The 24,913-nt window shown below is 41.2% G+C and carries 33 protein-coding genes and 1 riboswitch; of the genes, 27 read left to right on the forward strand and 6 right to left on the reverse strand.

Features of this window, described 5'->3' with window-relative positions; translation table 11 throughout:
* The first annotated feature begins 16 nt into the window (after positions 1–16).
* Together sirA and B5X77_RS14040 are read left to right on the forward strand one after the other, a co-directional pair.
* Positions 17–457, forward strand: coding sequence for a sporulation inhibitor of replication protein SirA (gene sirA / locus B5X77_RS14035; protein WP_079508604.1), 441 nt, complete (start codon positions 17–19; stop codon positions 455–457).
* A gap of 166 nt (positions 458–623) precedes the next feature.
* Positions 624–839: a YneF family protein gene (locus B5X77_RS14040; protein ID WP_079508605.1), complete on the forward strand. Its 216-nt coding sequence runs from the start codon at positions 624–626 to the stop codon at positions 837–839.
* 291 nt (positions 840–1,130) lie between these two features.
* Here the strand turns inward: B5X77_RS14040 and B5X77_RS23330 are convergent, their stop codons facing one another.
* The gene (locus B5X77_RS23330; protein WP_176167319.1) at positions 1,131–1,280 is read right to left on the reverse strand and encodes a hypothetical protein; all 150 of its coding nucleotides are present in this window, start codon (positions 1,278–1,280) and stop codon (positions 1,131–1,133) included.
* A 136-nt stretch (positions 1,281–1,416) separates the two neighbouring features.
* Here B5X77_RS23330 and B5X77_RS14045 point away from each other — a divergent pair, with 136 nt between their 5' ends.
* The 5 genes from B5X77_RS14045 (at position 1,417) to B5X77_RS14065 (ending at position 4,567) form a co-directional block, all read left to right on the forward strand.
* Complete coding sequence (locus B5X77_RS14045) at positions 1,417–1,872, forward strand: GNAT family N-acetyltransferase (protein ID WP_079508606.1); 456 nt, start codon at positions 1,417–1,419, stop codon at positions 1,870–1,872.
* Positions 1,873–1,886: 14 nt separating this feature from the next.
* A complete protein-coding gene (locus tag B5X77_RS14050) occupies positions 1,887–2,081 on the forward strand; it encodes a DUF2750 domain-containing protein (RefSeq protein ID WP_079508607.1) in 195 nt (64 codons plus the stop codon).
* Positions 2,053–2,157 carry a DUF2750 domain-containing protein gene (locus B5X77_RS24015; protein WP_176167320.1) on the forward strand — a complete coding sequence of 35 codons (105 nt, stop codon included), beginning with the start codon at positions 2,053–2,055 and terminating at the stop codon, positions 2,155–2,157. The genes B5X77_RS14050 and B5X77_RS24015 overlap by 29 nt, the downstream gene beginning before the upstream one ends.
* 180 nt (positions 2,158–2,337) lie before the next feature.
* Positions 2,338–3,630 (forward strand): MFS transporter, encoded by a 1,293-nt coding sequence (locus tag B5X77_RS14060; RefSeq protein ID WP_079508609.1) that lies wholly within the window; start codon positions 2,338–2,340, stop codon positions 3,628–3,630.
* Positions 3,631–3,925: 295 nt separating this feature from the next.
* Entirely contained in the window at positions 3,926–4,567 is a 642-nt protein-coding gene (locus B5X77_RS14065; protein WP_176167321.1) for a Type 1 glutamine amidotransferase-like domain-containing protein, read from the forward strand.
* 33 nt (positions 4,568–4,600) lie between these two features.
* On the opposite strand, the gene B5X77_RS14070 is transcribed toward B5X77_RS14065, so the two are convergent.
* Positions 4,601–4,954 carry a response regulator transcription factor gene (locus B5X77_RS14070; protein WP_176167322.1) on the reverse strand — a complete coding sequence of 118 codons (354 nt, stop codon included), beginning with the start codon at positions 4,952–4,954 and terminating at the stop codon, positions 4,601–4,603.
* Positions 4,955–5,144: 190 nt separating this feature from the next.
* On the opposite strand from B5X77_RS14070, the gene B5X77_RS14075 reads away from it, so the two are divergent.
* The 5 genes from B5X77_RS14075 to B5X77_RS14095 are packed head-to-tail and all read left to right on the forward strand — an operon-like array spanning position 5,145 to position 9,052.
* A complete protein-coding gene (locus B5X77_RS14075; protein ID WP_079508612.1) occupies positions 5,145–5,792 on the forward strand; it encodes a class I SAM-dependent DNA methyltransferase in 648 nt (215 codons plus the stop codon).
* A gap of 24 nt (positions 5,793–5,816) precedes the next feature.
* The gene (gene mtnN, locus B5X77_RS14080) at positions 5,817–6,515 is read left to right on the forward strand and encodes a 5'-methylthioadenosine/S-adenosylhomocysteine nucleosidase (RefSeq protein WP_079508613.1); all 699 of its coding nucleotides are present in this window, start codon (positions 5,817–5,819) and stop codon (positions 6,513–6,515) included.
* On the forward strand, positions 6,515–6,982 hold the full coding sequence (locus tag B5X77_RS14085; protein ID WP_079508614.1) for an S-ribosylhomocysteine lyase: 468 nt from the start codon (positions 6,515–6,517) through the stop codon (positions 6,980–6,982). Before mtnN ends, B5X77_RS14085 begins: the two co-directional genes overlap by 1 nt.
* Positions 6,983–6,997: 15 nt before the next feature.
* Entirely contained in the window at positions 6,998–7,921 is a 924-nt protein-coding gene (locus B5X77_RS14090; RefSeq protein ID WP_079508615.1) for a PLP-dependent cysteine synthase family protein, read from the forward strand.
* A complete protein-coding gene (locus tag B5X77_RS14095) occupies positions 7,922–9,052 on the forward strand; it encodes a bifunctional cystathionine gamma-lyase/homocysteine desulfhydrase (RefSeq protein WP_079508616.1) in 1,131 nt (376 codons plus the stop codon).
* Between the two features lie 172 nt (positions 9,053–9,224).
* Here B5X77_RS14095 and B5X77_RS14100 read toward each other — a convergent pair whose 3' ends face one another.
* A complete protein-coding gene (locus tag B5X77_RS14100) occupies positions 9,225–10,535 on the reverse strand; it encodes a nucleobase:cation symporter-2 family protein (protein ID WP_079508617.1) in 1,311 nt (436 codons plus the stop codon).
* Positions 10,532–11,134, reverse strand: coding sequence for a xanthine phosphoribosyltransferase (locus B5X77_RS14105; RefSeq protein WP_079508618.1), 603 nt, complete (start codon positions 11,132–11,134; stop codon positions 10,532–10,534). The genes B5X77_RS14100 and B5X77_RS14105 overlap by 4 nt, the downstream gene beginning before the upstream one ends.
* Before the next feature lie 125 nt (positions 11,135–11,259).
* Positions 11,260–11,361, reverse strand: a riboswitch (purine riboswitch).
* Positions 11,362–11,560: 199 nt separating this feature from the next.
* Between B5X77_RS14105 and B5X77_RS14110 the strand changes: the two genes are divergently transcribed.
* Both B5X77_RS14110 and B5X77_RS14115 read left to right on the forward strand, forming a co-directional pair.
* Complete coding sequence (locus B5X77_RS14110) at positions 11,561–13,309, forward strand: ABC transporter transmembrane domain-containing protein (protein WP_079508619.1); 1,749 nt, start codon at positions 11,561–11,563, stop codon at positions 13,307–13,309.
* Between the two features lie 2 nt (positions 13,310–13,311).
* On the forward strand, positions 13,312–15,105 hold the full coding sequence (locus B5X77_RS14115) for an ABC transporter ATP-binding protein (RefSeq protein ID WP_079508620.1): 1,794 nt from the start codon (positions 13,312–13,314) through the stop codon (positions 15,103–15,105).
* A gap of 40 nt (positions 15,106–15,145) precedes the next feature.
* Here B5X77_RS14115 and B5X77_RS14120 read toward each other — a convergent pair whose 3' ends face one another.
* Positions 15,146–15,316: an aspartyl-phosphate phosphatase Spo0E family protein gene (locus B5X77_RS14120; RefSeq protein WP_079508621.1), complete on the reverse strand. Its 171-nt coding sequence runs from the start codon at positions 15,314–15,316 to the stop codon at positions 15,146–15,148.
* Positions 15,317–15,607: 291 nt separating this feature from the next.
* On the opposite strand from B5X77_RS14120, the gene B5X77_RS14125 reads away from it, so the two are divergent.
* The 12 genes from B5X77_RS14125 (at position 15,608) to B5X77_RS14185 (ending at position 23,713) form a co-directional block, all read left to right on the forward strand.
* Positions 15,608–16,315, forward strand: coding sequence for a cytochrome c biogenesis CcdA family protein (locus tag B5X77_RS14125; RefSeq protein ID WP_079508622.1), 708 nt, complete (start codon positions 15,608–15,610; stop codon positions 16,313–16,315).
* 156 nt (positions 16,316–16,471) lie between these two features.
* Positions 16,472–16,831, forward strand: a complete 360-nt coding sequence (locus tag B5X77_RS14130) for a response regulator (protein ID WP_079508623.1) — start codon at positions 16,472–16,474, stop codon at positions 16,829–16,831.
* An 80-nt stretch (positions 16,832–16,911) separates the two neighbouring features.
* Positions 16,912–17,403, forward strand: coding sequence for a CcdC family protein (locus B5X77_RS14135; RefSeq protein WP_079508624.1), 492 nt, complete (start codon positions 16,912–16,914; stop codon positions 17,401–17,403).
* Between the two features lie 119 nt (positions 17,404–17,522).
* Entirely contained in the window at positions 17,523–18,068 is a 546-nt protein-coding gene (locus B5X77_RS14140) for an HAD-IIIA family hydrolase (protein ID WP_079508625.1), read from the forward strand.
* Positions 18,069–18,072: 4 nt separating this feature from the next.
* Positions 18,073–18,213 (forward strand): hypothetical protein, encoded by a 141-nt coding sequence (locus tag B5X77_RS23340; protein ID WP_176167323.1) that lies wholly within the window; start codon positions 18,073–18,075, stop codon positions 18,211–18,213.
* Complete coding sequence (locus tag B5X77_RS14145; protein ID WP_079508626.1) at positions 18,210–19,121, forward strand: gluzincin family metallopeptidase; 912 nt, start codon at positions 18,210–18,212, stop codon at positions 19,119–19,121. The genes B5X77_RS23340 and B5X77_RS14145 overlap by 4 nt, the downstream gene beginning before the upstream one ends.
* Before the next feature lie 23 nt (positions 19,122–19,144).
* Complete coding sequence (locus B5X77_RS14150; protein ID WP_079508627.1) at positions 19,145–19,774, forward strand: class I SAM-dependent methyltransferase; 630 nt, start codon at positions 19,145–19,147, stop codon at positions 19,772–19,774.
* A gap of 448 nt (positions 19,775–20,222) precedes the next feature.
* Positions 20,223–20,669 carry an NUDIX hydrolase gene (locus tag B5X77_RS14160; RefSeq protein WP_079508629.1) on the forward strand — a complete coding sequence of 149 codons (447 nt, stop codon included), beginning with the start codon at positions 20,223–20,225 and terminating at the stop codon, positions 20,667–20,669.
* A gap of 521 nt (positions 20,670–21,190) precedes the next feature.
* Complete coding sequence (locus B5X77_RS14170; RefSeq protein WP_079508630.1) at positions 21,191–21,679, forward strand: NUDIX hydrolase; 489 nt, start codon at positions 21,191–21,193, stop codon at positions 21,677–21,679.
* 4 nt (positions 21,680–21,683) lie between these two features.
* Positions 21,684–22,253: a nucleotidyltransferase domain-containing protein gene (locus B5X77_RS14175; protein WP_079510237.1), complete on the forward strand. Its 570-nt coding sequence runs from the start codon at positions 21,684–21,686 to the stop codon at positions 22,251–22,253.
* Positions 22,254–22,262: 9 nt separating this feature from the next.
* A complete protein-coding gene (locus tag B5X77_RS14180) occupies positions 22,263–22,637 on the forward strand; it encodes a cupin domain-containing protein (protein ID WP_079508631.1) in 375 nt (124 codons plus the stop codon).
* A gap of 269 nt (positions 22,638–22,906) precedes the next feature.
* Positions 22,907–23,713, forward strand: a complete 807-nt coding sequence (locus tag B5X77_RS14185) for a DUF2268 domain-containing putative Zn-dependent protease (protein ID WP_079508632.1) — start codon at positions 22,907–22,909, stop codon at positions 23,711–23,713.
* A 78-nt stretch (positions 23,714–23,791) separates the two neighbouring features.
* Here B5X77_RS14185 and B5X77_RS14190 read toward each other — a convergent pair whose 3' ends face one another.
* Positions 23,792–24,181, reverse strand: coding sequence for an NUDIX domain-containing protein (locus B5X77_RS14190; RefSeq protein ID WP_079508633.1), 390 nt, complete (start codon positions 24,179–24,181; stop codon positions 23,792–23,794).
* A 200-nt stretch (positions 24,182–24,381) separates the two neighbouring features.
* On the opposite strand from B5X77_RS14190, the gene B5X77_RS14195 reads away from it, so the two are divergent.
* A complete protein-coding gene (locus B5X77_RS14195; RefSeq protein WP_079508634.1) occupies positions 24,382–24,756 on the forward strand; it encodes a hypothetical protein in 375 nt (124 codons plus the stop codon).
* Positions 24,757–24,913 lie beyond the last annotated feature (157 nt).

Raw genomic sequence — 24,913 nt, forward strand, 5'->3', positions numbered from 1 at the left:
CAGAGGAGGGGATCAATTGAGGTCCTACCAGCTATATCTAATAGAAGATGAATTTGCCTCTCATTATTTTGGAAGAGAACGGATGTTTTACCAACTATTTTTGGAATATAGTCAAGCAAGAGGTGATCTGAAATCCATCATATCCAAACAGGTAGATTTCGTGACCAGGCCTATTCCTGCCTTACGCATCCACCAGCTTCTGCATCAGCAGCTTTCAAAGGCACAAGGGTTTTATGTTGATAACGGAACATATGTATACGACAACAAATCAAATAAAGGTTCAGCAACACTTAGAGTTCACGAAAGATGGCTGGAACTGGATTCCCTTGGTAAGGTCGATACTGAAACAATATTTTTTGAAATTCTGCGAAAATGTGAATCATCATTCCTTGCCATTGATCTGGCTTCAAGTAAATACGGCTGGCTTAAACCGATAAAAGAGCAGAAATATGTTTAATAAAAAAGATGCACCAGGTTGATGTACTATTTGGTGCATTTTATTTGTGAAATAGCGAAAAGTTTATTAAATGAGTGTTTTTAATAGAGAAAAAAACCAACAGATATTGTATAATAACTGTTGGTTTAGTACACTGTATGTTAGACAACATGAAGGAGGAAGTTTTATGTGGACAATAATTCTAGTTGGTATACTGGCATTGGTTGTCGGTGTAGCGCTAGGATTTTTCATTGCTCGTAAATACATGGAGAGCTACTTGAAGAAAAATCCGCCAATCAACGAACAAATGCTTAAAATGATGATGATGCAAATGGGTATGAAACCATCCCAGAAGAAAATCAATCAAATGATGTCAGCAATGAACAAGCAGACAGGAAAATAATAAAGGACAAGCACTCAATCTTTAGGTTGGGTGCTTTTCTTAATATTTGAAACCAGTTTTAATGGACATTTCGAAGTGGGTCAGACGATGAAATGTCTAAGAACCTTGATTTAATGAACATTTTAAAGTGGAGCAGACCGATGAAATATCTAAAAGAACCTGTTTAAAAGACATCTCGATGTGCAGAAGAAGCTAAAATATGTAAATGCTCCTTTTATTGGACCTTAAAAGAAGTCGTATTTAAGAGGTCCTGAGCAACTGCTCTTACAAAAATAACGCCAGGAAAAGGCGTTATTTTTGTTTGTCCGCATTCTCCTTTTCAATTCCTTGTTGGAAAATTGACTCGAAAAATTCGTCGGCGGTTTCTAGTGTTCCGCCATGCAATTGTCCATCAGTGCCTCGCTTATTTTTATCTCCATCAACGGGCTTATGCCTAACCATGCAGTAAACACCCCCTGAAATTAGACTTTCTCAAATAAGACAAAATTAACCGTCCGAGGTCCTTGTGAAACACTGGCAGGACATCGTGAGTCTAATAAAGAATATATATCCATAACAAAGATAAAGGGGATTATGCATGTATCAATATTTTAACGGCCTAGTCATTCGAGAAGGCACAGAAGGCGTCCCTGCTGCCCAGGTTGAGAAATTATTTCAAGATGCCGGTTGGGCCAGGAATACTCCTGAATGGCAAAAGGAAAAGTATTCGCTAATATTTAAGAATTCAATCTGGGCCTTTACAGTATGGGATAAAACTAAGATGGTCGGCATGGTCAGAGTTATATCCGATCAAATTATGGCTGCGAACATTATGGATTTGGCAGTCCGCTCAGAATATAGGGGAAGAGGCATCGGCCAAAAGCTTGTGCAATTATGTGTTCAGAAACTTCCTCATGGAGACTGGTTTGCCCATACTTCAGCCAACAACTTCAGCTTCTATGATAAATGCGGTTTTGAGGTAAAGGACCTTAGACAAAATGGGACGTGTGTATATTATGGATATATTCAGGCAAGAAAAGACGGGCATAGATAGGAGAATTAACGGTTATGAATTCAAAAGAATTTGAAGCTGTTATCAGGCAGCCTGCAGAGGTTAGATATGAATACTTCATAAAAAAAGCAGCAGATTATGAGGAAGTTTGGGGTTTATATCTGGAAGGCTGGGCAACCGCGAAGGATGATATGGAGAGGATTTTACTGCCATTGTTCCCTAATGAAAAAATTCGCAGGAGCCTTCGCTAAGAACGAATGGATAGCTTGCATTCCCAAAAGAATTGAGCTGGAGGATTTCCTTCAAAAATGGTTACCTGGAATGTAGTCTGAAGGAATCATGCCTTCGGTTTTTCCTGTGGACATAGATTCTGCATTGGTTGAAGTCGATGATTTACATAAGGATTTACTGGCTTAACTTGAAAATTATTGATTCAATTGATATGTTAAATTATACCCTTTATGGTATAATGAGTTTACCTATAAATAGAAAGAGAGAGCAAAAAGAATGGCACAACAAAATGATGGAGCAGCGCTTGATAGTCAATCAGAATGGCTGCAAGATTATGTACAGTCACCTGAAAAGCAAAAGGCATTATATAAGAGAACCTTAATAATTGTTGTCTTATCGCAAATATTCGGGGGTGCGGGTCTTGCAGCGGGGATCACAGTAGGAGCTTTGTTGGCCAAAGAAATGCTTGGCACTGAAAGTGTGGCCGGACTTCCAACTGCCCTTTTTACTCTAGGGTCAGCAGGAGCGGCCCTTGTCGTCGGGAGGCTTTCCCAACGTTATGGCAGGAGAGCTGGTCTGGCATCTGGATTTTTGACGGGTGGAGTTGGCGCCATTGGGGTCATAATTGCCGCAGTTACAAATAATATTTACCTCCTCTTTACAGCACTATTAATATATGGTGCTGGGAGTGCAACGAATTTGCAGGCTCGATACGCAGGTACTGATCTTGCCAGTTCAAAGCAACGGGCCACAGCAGTCAGCATCGCCATGGTTTCCACTACATTTGGTGCTGTCGCAGGACCGAATCTTGTAGACGCAATGGGAAGATTTGCACTTTCTGTAGGTGTACCTGCTTTATCGGGACCTTTCATATTAGCCGCAGCAGCCTATATTGTAGCCGGCTTGATTCTGTTATTTTTCCTTCGTCCAGATCCGTTTGTTGTTGCAAGGGCAATTGCCGTGGCGGAACGGAACGCCAAAGTCACCAGCGCTGATTACATCGAAGCACCAGAAGCAACGAATAAACGGGGAATAGCTGTGTCAGCTTTGATCATGGTGTTGACCCAGATTGTGATGGTAGCGATCATGACTATGACGCCTGTGCATATGGGCAGTCACGGACATGGCTTGAGTGCAGTCGGGATGGTCATCGGCTTCCATATCGGTGCCATGTACCTTCCGTCTTTATTAACAGGGGTGCTAGTGGATAAAATCGGCAGAGCGGCAATGGCTGTTGCTTCGGGAGTAACACTGCTGGCTTCCGGCGTATTGGCTGCTGTTGCACCGGGCGAATCAATGTTTTGGATTACATTAGCTCTCATACTCCTGGGGTTGGGCTGGAATTTTGGGCTGATCAGTGGAACAGCACTGCTTGTCGATGCAACCAATCCATCAAACCGTGCGAAAATGCAAGGCACCATCGATGTACTGGTTGCGTTGTCCGGTGCGGCAGGCGGGATGTTATCAGGCTTGGTTGTCGCTAATTCAAGCTATGCCTTCTTGTCTTTAGGGGGCGGAGCATTATCCCTGTTATTAATCCCATTTGTGATATGGGCGAACAGGAAATGAGGAGTCTGGGGTTCCAGGCTCTTTTTTTATGGCTTTTGTATAAAAGGAATTTATGAAATCTATGTTGAATTATTGTGGGATATAGTTATTTACAGCCAGGCGCTTGGAATCTCGGATATGAGCTTCGGTCTAGTTGGAAATCTCTACAAAATTTTACTTATTCTCTACGTAAGAACTATATTCTCAACAAATTGATGCACAATCTCTACGTTTACCATATATCCGGAAAAACTTTACGGGAAAATCCTGCACATATTCGCATAGTAAATAAAAATTAATTGAAAGAGTGATTGAGTTGAGGAAATTAATCCTGCTGAGTGATGTAAGCAATAACAATCCCGCTTTGGTTCAAAAAATCAGGAAAGTATTAACTCCCAAACCTTTTAAGCTTGCTTATGTTCCATCGAGAACAGATAAGCAAAGAAAGTACTTTGAAAAAGGTAAGGATGAGTTAGAAAGGCTTGGTGTAACGGATTTTTTATATTTTGATGTAGATCAGGAATTTGATCAATTAAAGTTGGGGGATTTTAAAAAATGTGATGGTATTTTTCTTTCTGGCGGAAATACATACCTGTTTTTGAAGAACCTGCAGGAACGTAATATATTTAGTCTCATAAGGGAAATGGTTCGGGAAGGGAAACCATTAATTGGTGTAAGTGCTGGAAGCATTATTATGTCCAGCTCTATCAAAATCGCTGCCTTTCATGATGAAAATGAGGCAGGGCTGGAAAGTCTAGATGGCCTGGAGCTGGTGGATTTTGAATTCATGCCGCATTGGAACAGTTTGGAGAAGGAACAGGATAAGTTATTGCAATATTCTACGCTCCAGAACGAAAGCATTTATACCTGTAATGATGGGGATGGCATCGTCTTGATTGATGATGACATTGAATTTTATGGTGATATTCACGAGATACGAAAAGGAAAATTTCTATAAAAAAAGGCATTGTGTTCGGAACAATGCCTTTTCTTATATCAGTTCTTTTATTTTTGCAATGACATCCTTTGGGCTGAAAGGCTTTAAAATATACTCGCTGGCTCCTAATTCTTCCCCACGTTTAAGGTCCTGGGCCTCACCTTTAGCCGAAAGCATAATTACGGGTGTGGTTTTGATTTTCCTGATTTCCTCCAACACTGTAAAGCCGTCTTTTCCAGGCATTAAAATATCAAGAATGATGACATCGAAGGGTTCCTGTATTGCTTTCTCCAATGCTTCTACGCCATTGTTTGCTACCTCAACCTCAAAAGATTCTCTTTCTAAGTACATCTTTAACAACTGGCTTATTCTTTGTTCATCTTCTGCAACCAGTACACGCTTTCCCATGTTTTCCCCCTGAAAAATGTTTCTTAACATAAGTATACACTATTGAGATGGTGTTTTCTAAAGTAGAAAAGAATTAAATTTCGATTAATTAAAATTGATTTCAAAAAATGAGTGTGCTAATATGTGTCCTATAATATTTTAATTCATAGTATACTTATAGGAATTATAATAATTAAAAGCGGGTGAGAAAATGGGAAGAGAATTTATCCCGTTGTTTGATGATTGGGCAGAATTTTATGATGAAACAGTTTCAGGTCATGATGTTGAGTATAAAGAAGTGTTCGAGGATTATGATAAAATATTACATGCAGTAGCATCTAAGTCAACAGGGACAGTACTGGAGTTTGGAGTCGGAACAGGAAATCTGACTGAAAAGCTGATTTCTTTAGGAAGAGTGGTCTACGGTGTAGAACCTTCCAAAGTGATGAGGGAGAAAACCAGAGCCAGATTTTTGGATATGCACTTGTATGATGGGGATTTTATTCATTTCCCTGAATTGCCCCAAAAAGTGGATACGATCGTAAGTACCTATGCTTTTCACCATTTAACAGATGATGAAAAAGATTCCGCCATCAAGTTATATAGTGAGATATTAGGGAATGATGGAAAGATTGTATTTGCTGATACCGCCTTTTTGGATGAAAAGGATCGTGAGGGGCGACACCGAATCGTAAAAGAGCAAGGCTTCCTAAATCTCCTTGAAGACCTTCAAAGAGAGTACTATACCACTCTTGAAGTACTGGAACATCTTTTTCGGAAAAACGGTTTTGAGGTTCGTTTCGAAAAGATGAACCCCTATGTTTGGCTGATGGAGGCTGTTAAAGTAACCAAAAATTAATCAAAGTATTGGAGAGTTGCAGTAATGAGAGTTGGAATTATCGGTGCAATGGATGAAGAAGTAGATTTGCTTCGCAGTAAAATGGCAGACAGGGAAGATATCACTCTTGCAGGAAGTGAATTTTACAATGGCAAGGTTGATGGCCTGGAAGTAGTATTGCTTAAGTCTGGAATCGGTAAAGTGAATGCCGCTATGGGGACAGCGCTGTTGATTGAAAAGTTCAAGCCTGATGTCATCATCAATACAGGTTCTGCAGGCGGTTTCCATGAAGAACTGAATGTGGGTGATGTAGTTATTTCGACAGAGGTAAGGCATCATGATGTTGATGTTACAATCTTTGGCTATGAATATGGGCAGGTTCCTAGAATGCCTGCATATTTTTCACCTGATGCCAACCTTGTAAATGTAGCAGAAAAGAGTGCTGGAAAAATTAACGACATTCAAGTCGTAAAGGGTCTGATTGCTTCTGGGGACTCCTTCATGAACGACCCAGAGAGAGTAGAATTTATCAGAAGCAAACTGCCTGATTTGTATGCTGCTGAAATGGAAGCAGCTGCAATAGCCCAGGTTGCTTATCAATTTGAAGTGCCATTCGTGATTATCAGGTCATTATCAGACATTGCCGGGAAGGATTCGAATATTTCATTTGACCAATTCCTAGAAACTGCTGCTAAAAATTCCGCAGAACTAATTTTACTAATGTTAGAGGAGCTGAAAAAATAATGGTAAAGAAAATGAATGTCGAGAGTTTCAATCTTGATCATACAAAAGTTGCAGCACCATATGTAAGGCTTGCTGGTACGACCCAGGGAGCCAGTGGAGATGTTATCCATAAGTATGATATACGCTTCTGCCAGCCAAACAAGGAGCATATGGAAATGCCCGGTCTCCACTCACTTGAGCATTTAATGGCTGAAAATATCCGCAACCACCATGACACGGTTGTGGATATAAGCCCAATGGGATGTCAAACAGGATTTTATCTTTCAGTCATCAATCATGATGATTATGACAATATCCTGGATGTGCTGGAAAAAACATTGAAAGATGTACTTGAAGCCGATGAGGTGCCAGCTTGCAATGAAATCCAGTGCGGCTGGGCAGCCAGCCACAGTTTAGAGGGAGCAAAGGAAATTGCAGCAAAAATGCTGGAAAAGAAAGATGAGTGGCGCCAGGTTTTTGCTGAATAAGGAGAGTAATAGGCAATGACGGTTTACCGCAGTATCCATGAACTTATTGGAAATACACCGATGATTGAACTAACCAGATTCCATCTTCCACAAGATGTCCGGCTGTTCGCAAAGTTAGAATACTTAAATCCAGGCGGCAGTATAAAGGACCGGCTTGGCTTAGAATTACTGGATGAAGCATTCCGCTCAGGCAAATTAGCTGAAAACGGCACATTGATTGAACCGACTGCTGGAAATACTGGCATAGGAGTTGCACTTGCCGCGATTAATAAAGGCATTGATGTAATCTTTGTTGTACCAGAAAAATTCAGCCTTGAAAAGCAGTCAATCATGAAGGCGCTGGGAGCAAAAATCATCCATACTCCGACTTCGGAAGGAATGGAGGGAGCCATCCGTAAGACAGAACAATTGCTTATGGATATCCCAAATTCCTATTCCCCGTCACAATTCTCAAATCCAGCCAACCCTGATACCTACTATAAAACACTAGGGCCAGAGATTTGGGATGACCTGGATGGAGAGATTGATATTTTTGTAGCTGGTGCTGGTACTGGCGGAACTTTTATGGGTACTGCAAGGTTTTTAAAAGAAAAAAATCCAATGGTAAAGACCGTCATTGTTGAACCAGAAGGATCGATTCTTAATGGCGGCGAATCCGGCCCCCATAAAACAGAAGGAATTGGAATGGAATTCCTTCCGCATTACATGGACACTTCTTACTTTGATGGAATCCATACCGTTTCAGACCAAAATGCATTTGACCGCGTGAAAGAGCTCGCGGCTAAAGAGGGAATACTTGCTGCGAGTTCTTCTGGCGCAGCTCTTCATTCAGCTTTGCAGGAAGCACAAAAAGCCCCTCCAGGCACAAAAATCGTAACGATCTTCCCTGATGGAAGCGAGCGTTATTTAAGCAAAAAAATATACGAGGGGGGAATTTAAATGAAACGCAAAACAAAATTAATCCACGGCGGTATTCCAGGTGATAAAACGACGGGTGCCGTTTCATTTCCGATTTACCAGGTAAGTACTTATAAACAAGAAGAAGTGGGAGTGCATAGTGGGTATGAATATTCCCGGACTGGGAATCCGACAAGGTTTGCTCTCGAAGAGCTGATAAAGGACCTGGAAGAAGGAAAACGCGGGTTTGCTTTTGGTTCGGGCATGGCAGCCATCACTGCAGTCATGATGTTATTTAACTCAGGGGATCACATAGTTCTCACAGATGATGTATATGGCGGGACTTATCGGATCATGAATAAGGTGCTTAACAGGATTGGCATAGAGTCTACTTTTGTTGACACAACAGACCTGGATGCTGTAAGGTCTGCTATTCAGCCAAACACGAAAGCCTTATATATCGAGACTCCGACAAATCCACTTTTGAAAGTGACGGACATAAAGGCAAGTGCGCAGCTGGCAAAAGAACATGGCTTGCTAACCATCGTCGACAATACCTTCAGCACACCATACTGGCAAACACCGTTGACAATGGGAGCGGATATCGTCCTTCATTCTGCTACTAAATATCTCGGCGGACATAGCGATGTAGTGGCTGGACTGGTCGTCGTGAATGATGAACAGCTTGCTGATGATCTTCATTTTGTCCAGAATTCTACGGGCGGAATTTTAGGGCCTCAGGATTCCTGGTTATTAGTGAGGGGAATTAAGACATTGGGCCTGCGGATGGAAGCCCATGAATCAAGCACAAAGAAGATAGTCGAGTTTCTTTCTGGCCACGAGAGTGTTGGTAAAGTGTATTACCCGGGTCTCGAATCGCATCCACAACATACAATTGCCAAAGAACAGGCAGGCGGGTTTGGAGGAATGGTCAGCTTTGATGTAGGCAGCGCAGAAAAAGCAGCTGAGGTACTAAAGAAAGTGAAGTATTTTACGCTTGCAGAGAGTCTTGGGGCGGTTGAAAGCTTGATCTCGGTTCCCGCTAAAATGACTCACGCCTCCATTCCAGCAGAGCGCCGTGCGGAACTTGGAATCACGGACGGCTTAATCCGAATTTCTGTCGGGATTGAAGATGTGGAGGACTTGATAGAGGATTTGAGCCAGGCTTTATAACTGAAGTAAAGCTTGTCCTAAGAATAGGGGAGAATTCCTTAAAACATTGACGGACTAAAATGTCCGGGAACAATGAAATAGTGTCCTTCATAAGGGTATGGTGGATAAAGTTACAAAACAGAAGCAGGCACCGGGTAACCGGTGCCTGCTATTGATTGCAATAAAATCATTCTTATGAAGCCTGTTGTTGTACAACAGAAGGGTGCTGAACCACTTTCTTTCCATTAAATACATTAAAAACCAGGTTCAGTGCAATAGCGGTCAAGCTTCCCGCTACGATTCCGTTGTCTGTCAGTATGCGGATGCTGGATGGCATCTGAGCGAATAGTTCCGGGACTGTAGTGACACCAAGACCCATTCCCACAGAACATGCGATTATTAAAAGGTTTTCCTGTGAGGAAAACTCCACCTTGCTGAGCATTTTAATTCCATAAGCAACGACCATGCCAAACATCGCAACCATTGCTCCTCCAAGTACTGGAGTAGGGATTATCGTAGTCAAAGCGCCGATTTTCGGTACTAAGCCCAGCAGGACAAGGAATGCGCCGGCTGTGTATATGACGTTCTTAGTCTTTACTCCTGACATCTGTAGAAGGCCGACATTTTGTGAATAGGTTGTGTAAGGGAATGCGTTAAAAAAGGCTCCAAGAATAATCGCCAGTCCTTCTGCACGGTAACCATTTGCCAGGTCTTTCTCTTCAAGCTTTTCTTCACAAATATCTCCTAGTGCAAAATATACTCCTGTAGATTCAACCAGGCTTACCATCGCGACTAGAATCATTGTCAGGATGGCTGATAATTCAAATGTAGGGAGGCCAAAGTAAAATGGAGCAGGCATGTGCAGCCAGGATGCTTCCCTAACAGCTGAAAAGTCTACCATTCCCATAAAATATGCAACGATTGTCCCCGCACCAAGCCCGAGCAGAATGGCGATAGCTCGGACAAACCCTTTAAAGAAGCGGAAAAGCACAATGATAAAAAGCAAGGTGCCAAAGGCAAGCCCGATATTTGAGAGGGAGCCGAAATCCGGGCTGCCCTGGCCCCCAGCCATATTATTCATGGCAACAGGAATTAAGGTAATTCCGATGATCGTCACAACCGATCCGGTAACAACCGGCGGAAAGAACCTGACAAGTTTTCCAAAGAACTTTGATATGGCAACGACAAAAATACCAGAAATGAGGATAGAGCCATAGATGGCCGAAATTCCGTACTGGCCGCCAATAGCAATCATCGGACCAACGGCAGTGAATGTGCAGCCTAACACAACAGGAAGACCGATTCCGAAGAATTTGTTGCGCCAAACCTGGAGCAGGGTAGCGATTCCGCACATAAAGATATCTATCGAAACTAAATATGTTAACTGTTCTCCCGTTAAGCCAAGCGCTCCCCCAACAATCAGCGGAACGATTACCGCGCCAGCGTACATAGCCAAAACATGCTGAATTCCTAGGGAAGCAATTTTAAATGGATTCTGTTTCATCGAATCATCTCCGCCTTTCCTTCATCCGAATGTTCAAACGTTACGATGCTATTTTCGAGAGACTTTATAATGGCCAGTGATTCAACCCTGTAGCCTTCTTCACGTAAAAGACGGCCGCCATCCTGAAATCCTTTTTCAATCACAATTCCGAAGCCTGCTATGTATGCTTTAGCTTTGTTCGCAATCTCTGCTAGCCCCAGTGCAGCTTGTCCGTTTGCAAGGAAATCGTCAATGATCAACACTGTATCATCCTCTGAGAGGAATTTACTAGATACAGAGATTTCATTGTTTTCCTCCTTTGTAAAAGAGTAAACGGATGCCGTTATCAGATCTTTTACGAGTGTAAGAGATTTTCTTTTCCTTGCAAAAACAACTGGCACCTGTAATTGGAGACCTGCCATTACAGCTGGTGCAATGCCGGATGATTCGATTGTCAAAATCTTAGTAATCCCAGATCCTGCAAACCTGCTGGCGAATTCTTTTCCGATTTCAAGCATTAGCTGAGGATCAACCTGGTGATTCAGGAAAGTATCCACCTTTAGGATGGTTGGAGACAGGACGCTCCCTTCGGCCTTAATTTTTTCGGTTAGCTGTTTCATGTTAGTCCTCCTTTTTCTCTCAGAGCCTATAAAAAAAGCCCAAAGTCCATGCATTCACGTCATAAATGAGTGAAGCAATGGTCTTTGGGCTTTTAGTCGCAACTAAGACAAAAGAGGGCAATCCGCCTCTTGCATTGCTCACTCATAGTCAGATCATTTACGGTAATCCGGTAGAAACTTGCAGGCCATATCCCTGCGATTATATGAGTGAATATATTATTTAATAGTCATTATAACACCAATTTATTATTCTTCAATAGAAAAAACACGAAAGTTATCATTGTTTGCATAATTAAAGTTCGTGTTTTGGGTGAAAATGTTGTTGTTTGTTCCATTTTAACCAAATTGCCAATAGAAAAAATCTTCCCCATTTTACAAATATTTGTTAAACTATTTAAGCATTTAAGGTGTATGGGGGATATATTTATGAGCGTATTTAAAGATTTATTATGGTACTTCAAAGCTGAGAAAAAAGCTTACTTAATTGGGGTTTTTTTGCTGCTGTTTGTGGCACTGCTCCAGCTTGTACCGCCTCGCGTCATTGGGATTATTGTAGATGAGATTACCAATGGAACCCTTACTTCAGGGAAGCTTGGCATCTGGATATTCGTACTTGTTGTATCAGGACTGGCGATGTATTCGCTTCGTTACTACTGGCGAATTATGATTTTTGGTTCAGCTGTGAAGCTGTCCCGGTTATTAAGGAATCGACTTTATGCTCATTTTACCAGCATGTCTCAATCCTTTTACCAAAAAAGAAGGACAGGGGATTTGATGGCCCATGCCACCAATGACCTGTCGGCAATTCAGCAGACTGCAGGTGCGGGGGTCCTGACATTTGTAGACTCCGTTTCAACCGGCGGGTTTGTAATTATTGCAATGGCTGCCACGATCAGCTGGAAGCTTACTTTGATTGCTTTGATTCCAATGCCGTTTATGGCCTTGCTGACAAGCTGGTACGGGACCATGCTTCATAAAAGATTCCATAAGGCCCAGGAAGCATTTTCAGATTTGAATGACAAGACACAGGAGAGCATTACTGGCATAAAAGTAATTAAAACCTTTGGCCAGGAAAATGAAGACATTGAGGATTTCCGCAAGCAGTCCGAAGATGTCGTAAAAAAGAACATCTCGGTTGCAAAGATTGACGCGCTATTTGACCCGACAATCTCCATAATCGTCGGTATATCTTTTTTCCTTTCCATTGCATTCGGCTCGAGATATGTTTTGGATGGGGAGCTGACGATTGGTCAGCTAGTATCCTTTACATCCTATCTCGGCTTACTGGTTTGGCCGATGCTGGCGTTTGGCTGGTTTTTCAATATTGTCGAGCGGGGAAGGGCTTCCTATGACCGTGTTTCAGCCCTGCTGGATGAAAAAATTGACATTCAGGACAAGGCAGACGCACTTAATATCGTTCCTGAAGGTGACATTCATTATAATATCGAATCATTTACCTATCCAGGGGACCAGGAACCGATATTGAAAAATATCAGATTTGAGCTTGGCAAAGGGCAGACTCTGGGGGTCGTTGGGAAAACAGGAGCTGGAAAAACAACGCTGCTGAAACTCCTTATACGTGAATTCGACCTTTCCAATGGGTGCATCTCTGTTGGAGGCAGGAACATCGAGGATTATAAGATAGATCGGCTAAGGCAGGCAATCGGATATGTTCCTCAGGACCACTTCCTTTTTTCAGCCACAGTCAAGGAAAACATAGCATTTGCCAACCCTTCTGTTGATAAGGAAGTCATTTATGGTTCAGCAAGAGTGGCGAATATCCATGAAGATATACTGGAATTCACGCATGGTTACCAGACCGTTGTCGGAGAGCGCGGGGTATCTTTGTCGGGAGGGCAAAAGCAAAGGATTTCTATCGCGCGAGCACTTGTGATGAACCCTGAAATACTGGTGCTGGATGATTCGCTTTCAGCGGTGGATGCAAAGACCGAGGAGCAGATTCTCTCCGCATTGAAAGAAAATCGAAAAGATAAAACAACGATTATCACTGCGCACCGCCTAAGCGCCATTCATCACGCCGATTTAATCATTGTTCTTGAAAATGGCCGGATTGCTGAACGAGGGACGCATGATCAGCTAATGGAGCAGGATGGCTGGTACAGGGACATGTATTTGAGACAGCAGCTCGAAGAACTCGTTGAGCAGGGAGGTTAACCATGGAAAAAACGCCAGTATTAAACGCAAAAGAACAGCGGTCCGTGCTGTTCAGGCTTCTTGCTTATGCGAAGCCGCACTTGAAGATGATTTTTGTTGCTTTTGGATTCCTGCTTCTCGCTACGATTGGGGATGTGCTGGGGCCAATTTTAGTGAAGATTTTCATCGATGATTACTTGAGGGAAGGGTATTTGCCTTTTCAGCCGCTGCTGATGCTCGGTTCTGCATATATTGGCATCCAGGTACTCAATGTGCTTGTTTCTTATTTTCAGTTGTTGAAATTCCAGGAAATCGCTCTCAAAATCATCCAGCAAATGAGGATTGATGTATTCACCAAGGTTCAGCAGCTCGGTTTAAAATATTTCGATAAAACACCTGCAGGATCCCTTGTATCCAGGGTTACGAATGATACCGAGGCAATCAAGGATATGTTTGTCAGTGTTATTGCGACCTTTATCCAGAGTGGCTTTTTGTTATTCGGAATCTTTGTCGCGATGTTCATTCTGAATGTCAAACTGGCATTATTCACGATGCTGATTTTACCGTTCATTGTGTTTATCATGAGCTTGTACAGAAAATTAAGCTCAAGGTTTTATCAGGATATGCGTGAGAGGCTGAGCCAGTTGAATGCAAAGCTAAGTGAATCGCTTCAGGGTATGTCAATTATCCAGATGTTTCGCCAGGAAGAAAGACTGAAAAGGGAGTTCGGCGACATCAATGACAAGCATTTCGAGGCGGGTATGAGAAACATCAAGGCTGACGGACTGCTATTGCGCCCTGCGGTGGACCTTGTGTATATTTTGGCGTTAATCATCGTGCTAAGCTTTTTCGGGATCACTTCCTTTGACAGCCCTATTGAAATTGGAGTGCTTTATGCCTTCATCAATTATTTGGATCGATTTTTTGAACCGGTTAACAATATGATGATGCGCCTTTCCATGTACCAGCAGGCTATTGTTGCGGCTTCAAGAGTATTCAAGCTGCTGGATGAAGATCAGCTTGCTCCGGCACAGACTGGGACAGAGGCAGATAAAATCAATGATGGCAAAATTGAATTCAGGGATGTTAGTTTTTCCTATGACGGCAAACGGGACGTACTGAAAAACATCAGTTTTACCGTAAATCCAGGTGAAACACTGGCTTTTGTCGGTCACACCGGCAGCGGAAAAAGCTCAATCATCAACCTGCTGATGCGCTTTTATGAATTTGAGAGAGGCGATATTTTAATCGATGATCATCCCATAAAGAATTATCCGGTGAAAGAGCTGCGTGATAAAATGGGGCTGGTTCTTCAGGATCCTTTCTTGTTCTTCGGAACAATCGGTGATAATATCCGGCTTCACAACAGTGAGCTGACGCAAGAGGACATCAAGAGGGCGGCTGAATTTGTCCAGGCAGATTCTTTCATCGGTAAACTTGAAGATGGGTATGAACATAAGGTGACGGAGAGGGGATCGACTTTTTCGAGCGGGCAAAGGCAGCTGATCGCCTTCGCGAGGACGATTGCCTCCAATCCGAAGATTCTTGTTCTGGATGAAGCAACGGCAAATATCGATACAGAAACAGAAGAGGCTATACAGACGGCATTGTCCAAAATGCGCAAAGGCAGGACAACGATTGCCATTGCCCACAGGCTGTCTACCATTCAGGATGCAGACCAGATTATCGTTCTCCATCATGGGGAAATTGTTGAGCGTGGAACACATCAGGAACTGTTATCACAACAGGGGCTTTACCACAAGATGTATCTTCTGCAGAATGGCTCAGTGGAACGTTTGGAGGATGTTGTGGGATAAAAATAAAACAGCTACAACGCTGATGGCGTTTAGCTGTTTTTTAGTGTGCTGCAATCTTTTTAATATAAACGCGGTTATATTCATTTAATAGTTCATCAAGTTCCTGGCTATAGTGGATGGCAATAGTAGAGTTCAAGCCGTTCTTCGATGCGATTTCAATCAGCTCTTCACGTTTCTTCTCTATAAGGGTGATCAGTTGCTCTTTAGACAATGTGAAAATCCTCTCTGTTTATGTGTTTCAACAGCCTATTATGTAAAATCGTTATAAATATAGAAATTATTACAAGTGCTATATTAGTATATAGCATAAACTCCCAAATTTCAAAAGAAACATTTGTAAAATATTTTCCTGTAAAAAATATACACCATCCATTTGTACCCTATCTTTTCAAAGTTAAACATCATTTTTATAGAATTAATAAATTGTTCACAGTTAAACTATAATAATAGTGAATATTATTTGTTAGAATGGGACTATCGAATATGGACTGGAGTTGAAAAAATGTCAGATATAAATATATTTATCGCCATGGGAGCGGGATTCCTCAGCTTCATTTCACCATGCTGCTTGCCTCTTTATCCTGCGTTTTTATCGTATATAACAGGAATGTCGGTCGGTGAACTGAAAAGCGAAAATGCTATGCTGCAAAAACGAAGTTTGCTTCATACATTATTTTTCCTGCTAGGCTTCTCGGTGATTTTCATTGCGATTGGTTTTGGAACGTCATTCGTTGGCCAATTCTTCATTCAATATCAGGACCTGATCCGCCAGCTTGGCGCCATTTTTATTGTTGCCTTTGGATTAATGGTAATTGGCTTCTTTAAACCAGAGTTCCTGATGAAAGACAGGAAGATTGAGTTCAAGAATCGTCCATCCGGTTATTTTGGATCCTCGTTGATTGGCATGGCATTTGCTGCGGGCTGGACCCCCTGTACAGGACCGATTCTTGCTTCCGTCATATTGCTTGCAAGCTCAAATCCGGGATCTGGCATGCTTTACATGATTGCCTATACCCTTGGATTTGCGATTCCATTCTTCATTCTTTCATTCTTTATTGGAAAAATGCAGTGGATTCGTAAGCATAACGTCAGAATAGTGAAAATCGGCGGTTATATCATGATACTGGTTGGAATTATGTTATTCTTCGACTGGATGACAAAATTGATTTCAATCCTTTCCATGCTGTTTGGCGATTTTACAGGGTTTTAAACAGAAACTTTTTCTATAAAAAATAGGTATTTTCTCATATGAGAATTTTGTCGGTGTCTTTACATTGAAAATATTCACTGTTTATAGTTATATAGTAATTAAGGGGAATTTTAACAGATAAATATACTTGTTGTGATTGTCGGGGAGGATACAGCAATGGCCAGAATTTTGATAGTTGACGACGCAAAATTTATGAGGATCACCTTAACCAATATTCTGAAGAAAGCGAATCACGAAATTATAGGGGAAGCAGAAAACGGACGTGAAGCAGTCATGCTGTATCGCGAGCTCAAACCCGATCTTGTAACAATGGATATTACAATGCCTGAAATGAGCGGCCTGGATGCCGTAAAGGAAATAAAAAAGGATTTCAAGGATGCAAAAATCATAATGTGTTCAGCAATGGGACAGCAGAAGATGGTAGTGGATGCCATTGAGGCGGGAGCGAAGGATTTTATCGTTAAGCCATTTGATGATTCACAGGTAGTGGATTCTGTATCAAGAGTTTTGAGATAAATAACAGCCATTTAAGTGTATCTTAAATGGCTTATTTTCATTATAATAATAGTGTAATCTATATATAAGGGATGAAATAGATGAACTACGTATTGGCGTCAACAGTTGGGGCAATTGGCATGGCAATCTTCGTGACAATCATGAGGATGAAGGCAGCTAAAAAGCCAGCATCAGTCAAGAAAATCATTTTACCGCCAATTTTCATGAGTACAGGGGCGCTCATGTTTATCTTCCCGATATTTCGGGTGCATTTTTTACAAATCGTCGAGGCGCTGACAGTCGGAATGCTTTTCTCCATCTTACTGATCAAGACCTCAAAATTCGAGGTGCGCGGTGCTGAAATTTACCTTAAAAGATCAAAGGCTTTCGTTTTTATTTTAATCGGTCTTCTGGCAGTCAGGGTTATAGCCAAGCTCGTACTCAGCAGTACAATTGATGTCGGTGAGTTGAGCGGCATGTTCTGGATCCTAGCATTTGGAATGATTGTACCTTGGCGAGTGGCAATGTATCTGCAGTTCAGGAAGCTGCATAATGAACTTCACGCTGGCCCGGCAAAACCAAATATGAACTAATCTAAATCCTCTCACCTAATGGTGAGAGGATTTTTCTGTAAAAAATGGATATTCATCTAAAATTTGGAATGTTATCATTAAGTAAGGTGTTTTTTCTATTTAAAAAGGTGAGGTTTTACATGGGAAAGAAAATCTTGCAAGCAGTTTTCATTGATCGGGATGGTACTCTTGGAGGAAGCGACCAGGTTATATACCCAGGAGAGTTCACATTGTTCCCGGGAGTCGAAGAATCAATCAAACTATTAAAAAATCGTGATGTTTTAGTCTGTTCGTTCACGAACCAGCCAGGAGTGAGCTGCGGGGTAGCAACAGTTCAAAGCTTTGAAAGTGAATTGAAGTCCTTTGGATTTGATAAAGTATATCTTTGCCCCCATCGCCATGAGGAGGGCTGCGTGTGCAGGAAACCCTCTATTGTCATGATTAAAGGAGCAGCAGAAGAAAATAACCTGGATTTAAGGAATTGTGTGGTTATCGGAGATCGATGGACGGATCTTCTGGCAGCGGATGAAGCGGGCTGCATAAAAATTCTGGTAAAGACAGGGAGCGGCCAGCAAGCTTATGAGAAATATCTGAATAAGGAGTATTATGGCCGCTGGGCAGAAGTTCACCCAGATTATATTGCCGAGGACCTGAATGAGGCCGTTAGATGGCTTACTGAGGAGTGAGGAAATGTCGATTATTATAACCATTATCTTACTGGCTTTCATGTTTGATTTTACAAAACTTCGGCAGCAAAATGAGAAAATGATTGAACAGAATGACAGGATGATCTCTTTGCTTGAAGAGCAGGTGAGAAGAGACGGCGAATGAGGTATCCAAAATTAAAATACTGGCTGATTATCATTGGATTAATAATTGGTATTTTTACAGGAAGGATTATAACTTTGGTCAAATCCCTTCAGGAAGAGTTAAATGAGCGCACAGGTGAGAATGCAAACTTTTTAGTTACCGTTCAAACACTAATCACACAGAATTTTGAAAGTGAATTGGAAAAAAAGCTTAAAGCAGCTAGCATGAAGAAAGAATATAAAAACATTTCCATTTACTATCAGGAAGAAAATAAAGAACTCATTCCGTTGACGATTGAAACGCTGAAATGGGCAGAGAATAAATCATCCGAAGTACTTGGCAGTAACAAAAATGTTCCGATAGATTTGATTTTTATGAGCAGTGGCGACATTAAACAGTTATCTAATATAGAGAGTGTTGCTGGGTATTATTCTCACTTTCATAAAATTATCGGCGTTAGTGTTGATTCTGAAAGGGTCGAGGGTATTATACAGGAGCTTGAAACACCTCTCTATTTTTTTCAAAAAACCATTTTGCATGAATACGCTCATTACGCAACTTATATGGCAGCAGAGGAAGCGGAGGTTCTGGGAGATGACTTTCCAACCTGGTTTATTGAAGGCGTTGCTGAGTATGTTGGGGAGGATGGGACAGTAGTAGATTATGACTCAAATTTCCATGAAGCACTGCCTCTTAAAAAAATCAGCTGGGACAATGATTTCCAGGAAGCCCGGCATGTTGGTTTCGCAGAACCCTATTTACAAAGTTATTTTACTATGAATTACCTGATACAAGAGTATGGGTTAAAAGTTGTAGATGATTTAATCAATAGAACAAGAGAAACAGGGGATTTCTATGAAGCACTGGAGCAGCTGACAGAAAGGCCAGTCGCCGCATTCGAACAGGAAGTAATAGATTATTATCAATAATTCATATAATTGGAGGATGATCCATGTTAGACAAACAAGGGTTTGATTTGTGGGCAGATGGCTATGACAAAACAGTTCAGGTAAGTGAGGAAAATGGGGTCTATCCATTCGCCGGGTATAAAGCTATCTTAAGTACAATTTTTAATGAAGTGATGGGTAAAGAAAATGCGAGAGTTTTAGATATCGGTTTTGGTACGGGGTTTATGACTTCCAGGCTGTATGAACATGGACATAAGATAGACGGAATAGACTTCTCATCAAAAATGATTGCCATGGCTCAGGCTAAGATGCCGAATGCTAACTTGATCGAGTGGGATATTACCGGCGGGCTCCCCTCAGAAATCAATACCAAAAAGTATGATTTCATTGTAAGTACATATGCATTGCACCATTTAACCGATGTTGAAAAGGTAAAGTTTATCCAGGCGCTGTTACCCATGTTAGAAGAGGAAGGGAAAATCCTGATTGGGGACATTGCATTTTGTACAAGTCAGGAGTTGGAAGCCTGTAAAGAAGATTGCAGAGAATCTTGGGATGAAGATGAATTTTACTTTGTTTTTGATGAGTTAAGTCCATCACTAAAAGACTATTGCAGACTCAAATTTAAGGCTATATCACACTGTGGCGGGATCATCGAGATTACAAGAAAATAACATAACCTTATTAGCAGGTCAGTTGGGTAGTGCTGCTTTATTTGGTTTAGATGACGAACAGAAAAGAGCGCGAATAAGGGAAAAGTGCCCGTCATAGCCTTGATGACGGACAGGAAGGACGAGAATAAGAGAAAAAGTGTCCGTCATAGACTTGATGACGGACAGAAAGGACGAGAATAAGAGAAAAAGTGTCCGTCATAGTCTTGATGACGGACAGGAAGGACGAGAATAAGAGGAAAAGTGTCCGTCATAGCCTTGATGACGGACAGGAAGGACGAAAATAAGAGAAAAAGTGTCCATCTAAGGTTGAAGCTGGTCATAAAGACCAAGGTACTTCTTAACTCGAAAAAGATCCATATTGTTAAACGTTTTTTGGGAAAAAGAAGGAAAAATCTTGCTTCTGGCGAATTTTGTTTACCTAGTTAATTTATGCTTTTTGGAGGTCAAAATGGGTTATATAGAGGATTTACGGAAGGATATCGGTCACCAGCCAGTTATATTAGTGGGAGTAGCAGTTGCGGTAATAAATGAAGCAGGAGAGGTTTTATTGCAGAAACGTCATGATGGCCAATGGGGTGGACCTGGAGGATTTATGGAATTAGGAGAATCGACGGAGGAGGCAGGCAGAAGGGAAGTGTTAGAAGAGATTGGACTTCAAATTGGAAAACTGGAACTGGTAGGAGTTTTTTCTGGCAAGGAGCATTTTGTTAAACTGCCAAACGGCGATGAGTTTTATTCCGTTACAGTGGCGTATTTATCAAAAGACATTATTGGTTGGACTTTAAAAGCAGATGGTATAGAAACCGCAGAAGCCCGGTTTTTCCACGTGAATGATTTGCCTGAAAAGCTTAATCCGATGATAAAAAACCTGATCACGCAATTTACGGTCTCATAGGGTTATGCAGCAAAAAGTGGAACAAAAATTATCAGCTTATATACTGGTGAGCTGATCGCAGTAATCACCTTTGCTTTGCTGTGGATCCTGTATATTAAGCTTTTTGAATGGTCAACTCCCTATTTATCATCTTCTTCCTTATACGTTTTTGGTCTGCTGGAGTTTATTTTACTTCAGGGAAGTTATTACTGGGTATTTGAAATTACAGCAGCTGAAAAAGGGAGAATTGAAAAAGCTTCCAGATAAACAACTTAGGTTTTTTTCAATATTTAAAAAGATAAATGCACTGTTTATATTGATAGGATTTTTTATTTTGGTCTATCTGATAATTAGTAATGAAGTTGAACTGCAATGGTTTCTATTTCTATATCTGTTTCGGTAATCGAACACATTAATTACTATCATGTCCGCCTTTCCTATCAAACGATAGGGGAATTAAAAGAATTGAAGCGGCAAAAAGGATTTCGGAAATCCAGGCTGGCTAAAGAACTGGACAGTTTTTACATAGGGGATGAACTATAATGGATGCAACATTTTACTTAGAAAATACCGTATTTAATTATCGTGTCGCGGCTGTTATGGTCGTTAACAACCACGTACTAATTCACCGGCAGTCCATGGAAGATCATTGGGCGTTGCCTGGCGGCAGAGTCACAGTGATGGAGGATTCACAAACCAGCATTATCAGGGAAATAAAAGAAGAATTGGGGATTGACGTAAAAGTCGACCGCCTGCTGTGGTTCACCGAAAACTTTTTTGAATACAAGCGTAGAGACTTCCATGAAATAGGATTGTACTTTCAAGTATCACCATTAGAAGGAAACCTTCAGTTCCATACAGAAGAGTTCTTTGGAGAAGAAGGTGAAAAGTTGGTCTATCAATGGGTGCCTATTGGCGAGCTAGAAACTATTAAGCTATTTCCAGAGTTTATCAAGACTTCTGTGAAGGACTTGCCTGAGGCACCGCAACATTTGATTGTTAAGCAGTATAGTATAAAGGCTGGAGAGTAACTTGGTGCCTTTTGAAGAATGTAGAAAGATCAATTCATTAATGTCGAATTTCAAGCAACCTTGGTACATTGCAGGGGGTTGGGCAATAGATCTTTATCTCGGAAAAATAACCCGGCAACATGGCGATATAGAAATTGCACTGTTCAGAGATGATCAGTTTTCTTTAAAAGACTACTTAAAAAGCTGGGATATACGAAAAGTTGAAGACCAGGAATTAAAATCATGGGAAACTGAATTCTTAGCACAACCTATACATGAATTGCATGCTTCTAATTGGAAAACCGGTGACAAGTTTGAAATTTTATTAAATGAAACTGACGGATGTAATTGGAGGTACAGAAGGGATAATAGAGTGGAAATGACGCTAAAAAACGTGGGAAGTTTTAATGAAAGTGGCATTCCTTATTTAAAACCAGAAATTGTCCTCCTGTATAAATCAAAGAACATTCGAACCAAAGACCAGCTTGATTTCTTAGGTGTATTAGATAAGTTAACACCAAAGCAAAAGAAATGGCTTAGAGTTGCTTTATCTTTGCAGGATTCATATCATCCGTGGTTGGAAAAATTAATTTGAGGTGGATACGTGGAATTCTATAACTTTAAAAAGGATACAGGAACTGAGATAACCAAGTTTGATTCGAACTTTGTCATGTCACGGATTGTTAGGACGGTTAATCCAACGCATATTGGTTTTATGTACCTCGAACATGATGGACTCATCGGTTTTCATCAGGCAACGATGCCGCAGCTTTTGTTGATTGTGAGCGGCACCGGCTTTGTCAGAGGGGAGTCGACTGAGTACTTAAAAGTCGAGCCGGGCACTGCAGTGTTCTGGACAAAAGGGGAATGGCATGAAACAAAAACTGACAGCGGGTTAACTGCGATAGTCATAGAATGTGAAGATTTGAATCCTTCATCTTATATGTCAAACCTGGAAAACTATGAAAAGCTTGTTTAATAGGTTAGGTAAACCACGAAAGTCTCACAGCGAACAGGATGTAACTGACCACACAGTATTGGCTATAAGCGGTGAAAAATACATGAGATCCCGTTAAATGATTTTAAAAAAGGAGAGTTAAGCCTTGTGCCAGATGGTTTGGCTGATTTCTTATGATATGTACAAAAAGAAATGATCAATAAGTATAAGAATTTGAAACTGACGTTAACAGCATTTCTTTGATAGATTTCTAGCCAAGTATTAATAGCAGCAGATGGGAGGGTAAAAGAATGAATACCGTAAAGCACTTTACACCTCAGGATCTTTACCTTCATAGAAGCAATTTAAACTCTTTCCTTACTGAAAAATTGAGTCCCCTGGTAACTGACAAGACATGGATGACAGAATGGAGACAGCTTGCTGAACGGTTCCAGATATTTAAATTTAAGGATTTTTCATTTGAGGAAGCAAATGAGTATACATGGGATACTGTAAGGGTGGGTGAATTAATAGAGCATACATGTAACAGGGCACGGGAGTTCCTTCCATTTGATGAAATTACAATAACCGTCTTTCCTGCTGTACCGTTCCCTTGGCATAAAAACCTTCCCCGACCGATTTGGACAAATGGATTCACGAACGGGCCAAATAATATCCAGATTGCGATACCGCCGCATCCGGACGAAGACTTCCTTTGTTATATGATTGCCCATGAACTTCATCATGCAACTGCCAAAAATCCTATCTATAAACTAACACCAGACACATTTACCCTTGCAGAGTGGTTTAAGATGGAAGGTGGTGCTGAATACTTCAGTTTGAGTCTTTACCCGGATAAAAGGTGGTGGAAAAATGACTTTTCCCCCGAGACAGAGCTGTTGTACTGGAATATGGTTAAAAATAATTGCGATTCTGCTGATGGAAAAATCAAGAATCTTTTTGCTTTTGGTGACCCGAAAAAAGGGATACCTTTTATGGCTGGATATGCTTTTGCATACAACCTTTTTCTCGCATACACGAAGTATTACCCGGAGAAGTACTATATGGATTTATTGACTGTAAAACCTGCTGAATTCCTTGGTATATATCAAAAATAAGAAGTTAAAGGCAGGAAATCGTAGCTCAACTAATTATGAAAATTTCAAGCCTAGCTAAATCCTGCCTTAATCTATCTATCAAACTACTATCTTTAAAGCTTCAATTACTCTGGAAACATGCAGGTCGTCCTTCATGGAGTCTAAAGAATGCCATCTTACCTCTTTTAAGGTTTGTTCATCACCATATTCTGGGTCACATCCAAGGAGGGGTTCCTTATCATCCAGTTGACGGACTAAAAAACATCTTTCTTCACCACCGCTGTATTCTCCAGTGAAAAGATATTCCACCACTTCGACATCCAAGTTTACTTCTTCTTTTACTTCCCGTACGACCCCATCCTCGAATGATTCGAATCCCTCTAACCCGCCGCCTGGAAGTGTCCAAAAGGTTCCGTCAGGGTAAACGTGTTTTGTCATAAGTATATAATTGTTTTTAATGATTGCCGCAAACGCTCGTGGTCTAGTCAAAAAGCAAACACCTCGTTAAAAGATTATTTTCATAATTTTAACATATATGGAATAAGAATGTGGATTATTACAATGCTTTGATAGTTTTTGAAATCAGGTTCGGATAGAAAGGCTATAACAGTCATGCATAAGTCTGTAGCCAGAAAAGAGTCCGATATAATGGCCATTTCGGACAAACCGAAGGATGGAACAGTATAAAAGTGACCGAAAGAAAGGCTCTATCGGACAATCAGAAGGAGAGAACAGTCGAAAAGTGTCCGAAAGAAAGGCTCTATCGGACAATCAGAAGGAGAGAACAGTATAAAAGTGACCGAAAGAAAGGCTCTATCGGACAATCAGAAGGAGAGAACAGTATAAAAGTGACCGAAAGAAAGGCTCTATCGGACAATCAGAAGGAGAGAACAGCCGAAAAGTGTCCGATAGAAAGGCTCTATCGGACAATCAGAAGGAGAGAACAGTCGATAAGTGTCCGAAAGAAAGGCTCTATCGGACAATCAGAAGGAGAGAACAGTCGAAAAGTGTCCGAAAGAAAGGCTCTATTGGACAAACAGAAGGTTGGACATACAGAAGGATAGAACACGGAAAACCGTCTGATAAAAAGTGGGCCACCCTTCCATAAGGCAGAAACGGATTCCGAATCCAAAACCAACTTTTAAGAATGGCGCCTAAGAACTTTTAATCAAAAGGCTCGACTGGGTACTTGGATATGAAGCATAAATAAAATGGGAAAGC

The organism is Mesobacillus jeotgali, from assembly GCF_900166585.1.
In the GTDB taxonomy this organism is placed as follows: domain Bacteria; phylum Bacillota; class Bacilli; order Bacillales; family Cytobacillaceae; genus Mesobacillus; species Mesobacillus jeotgali_A.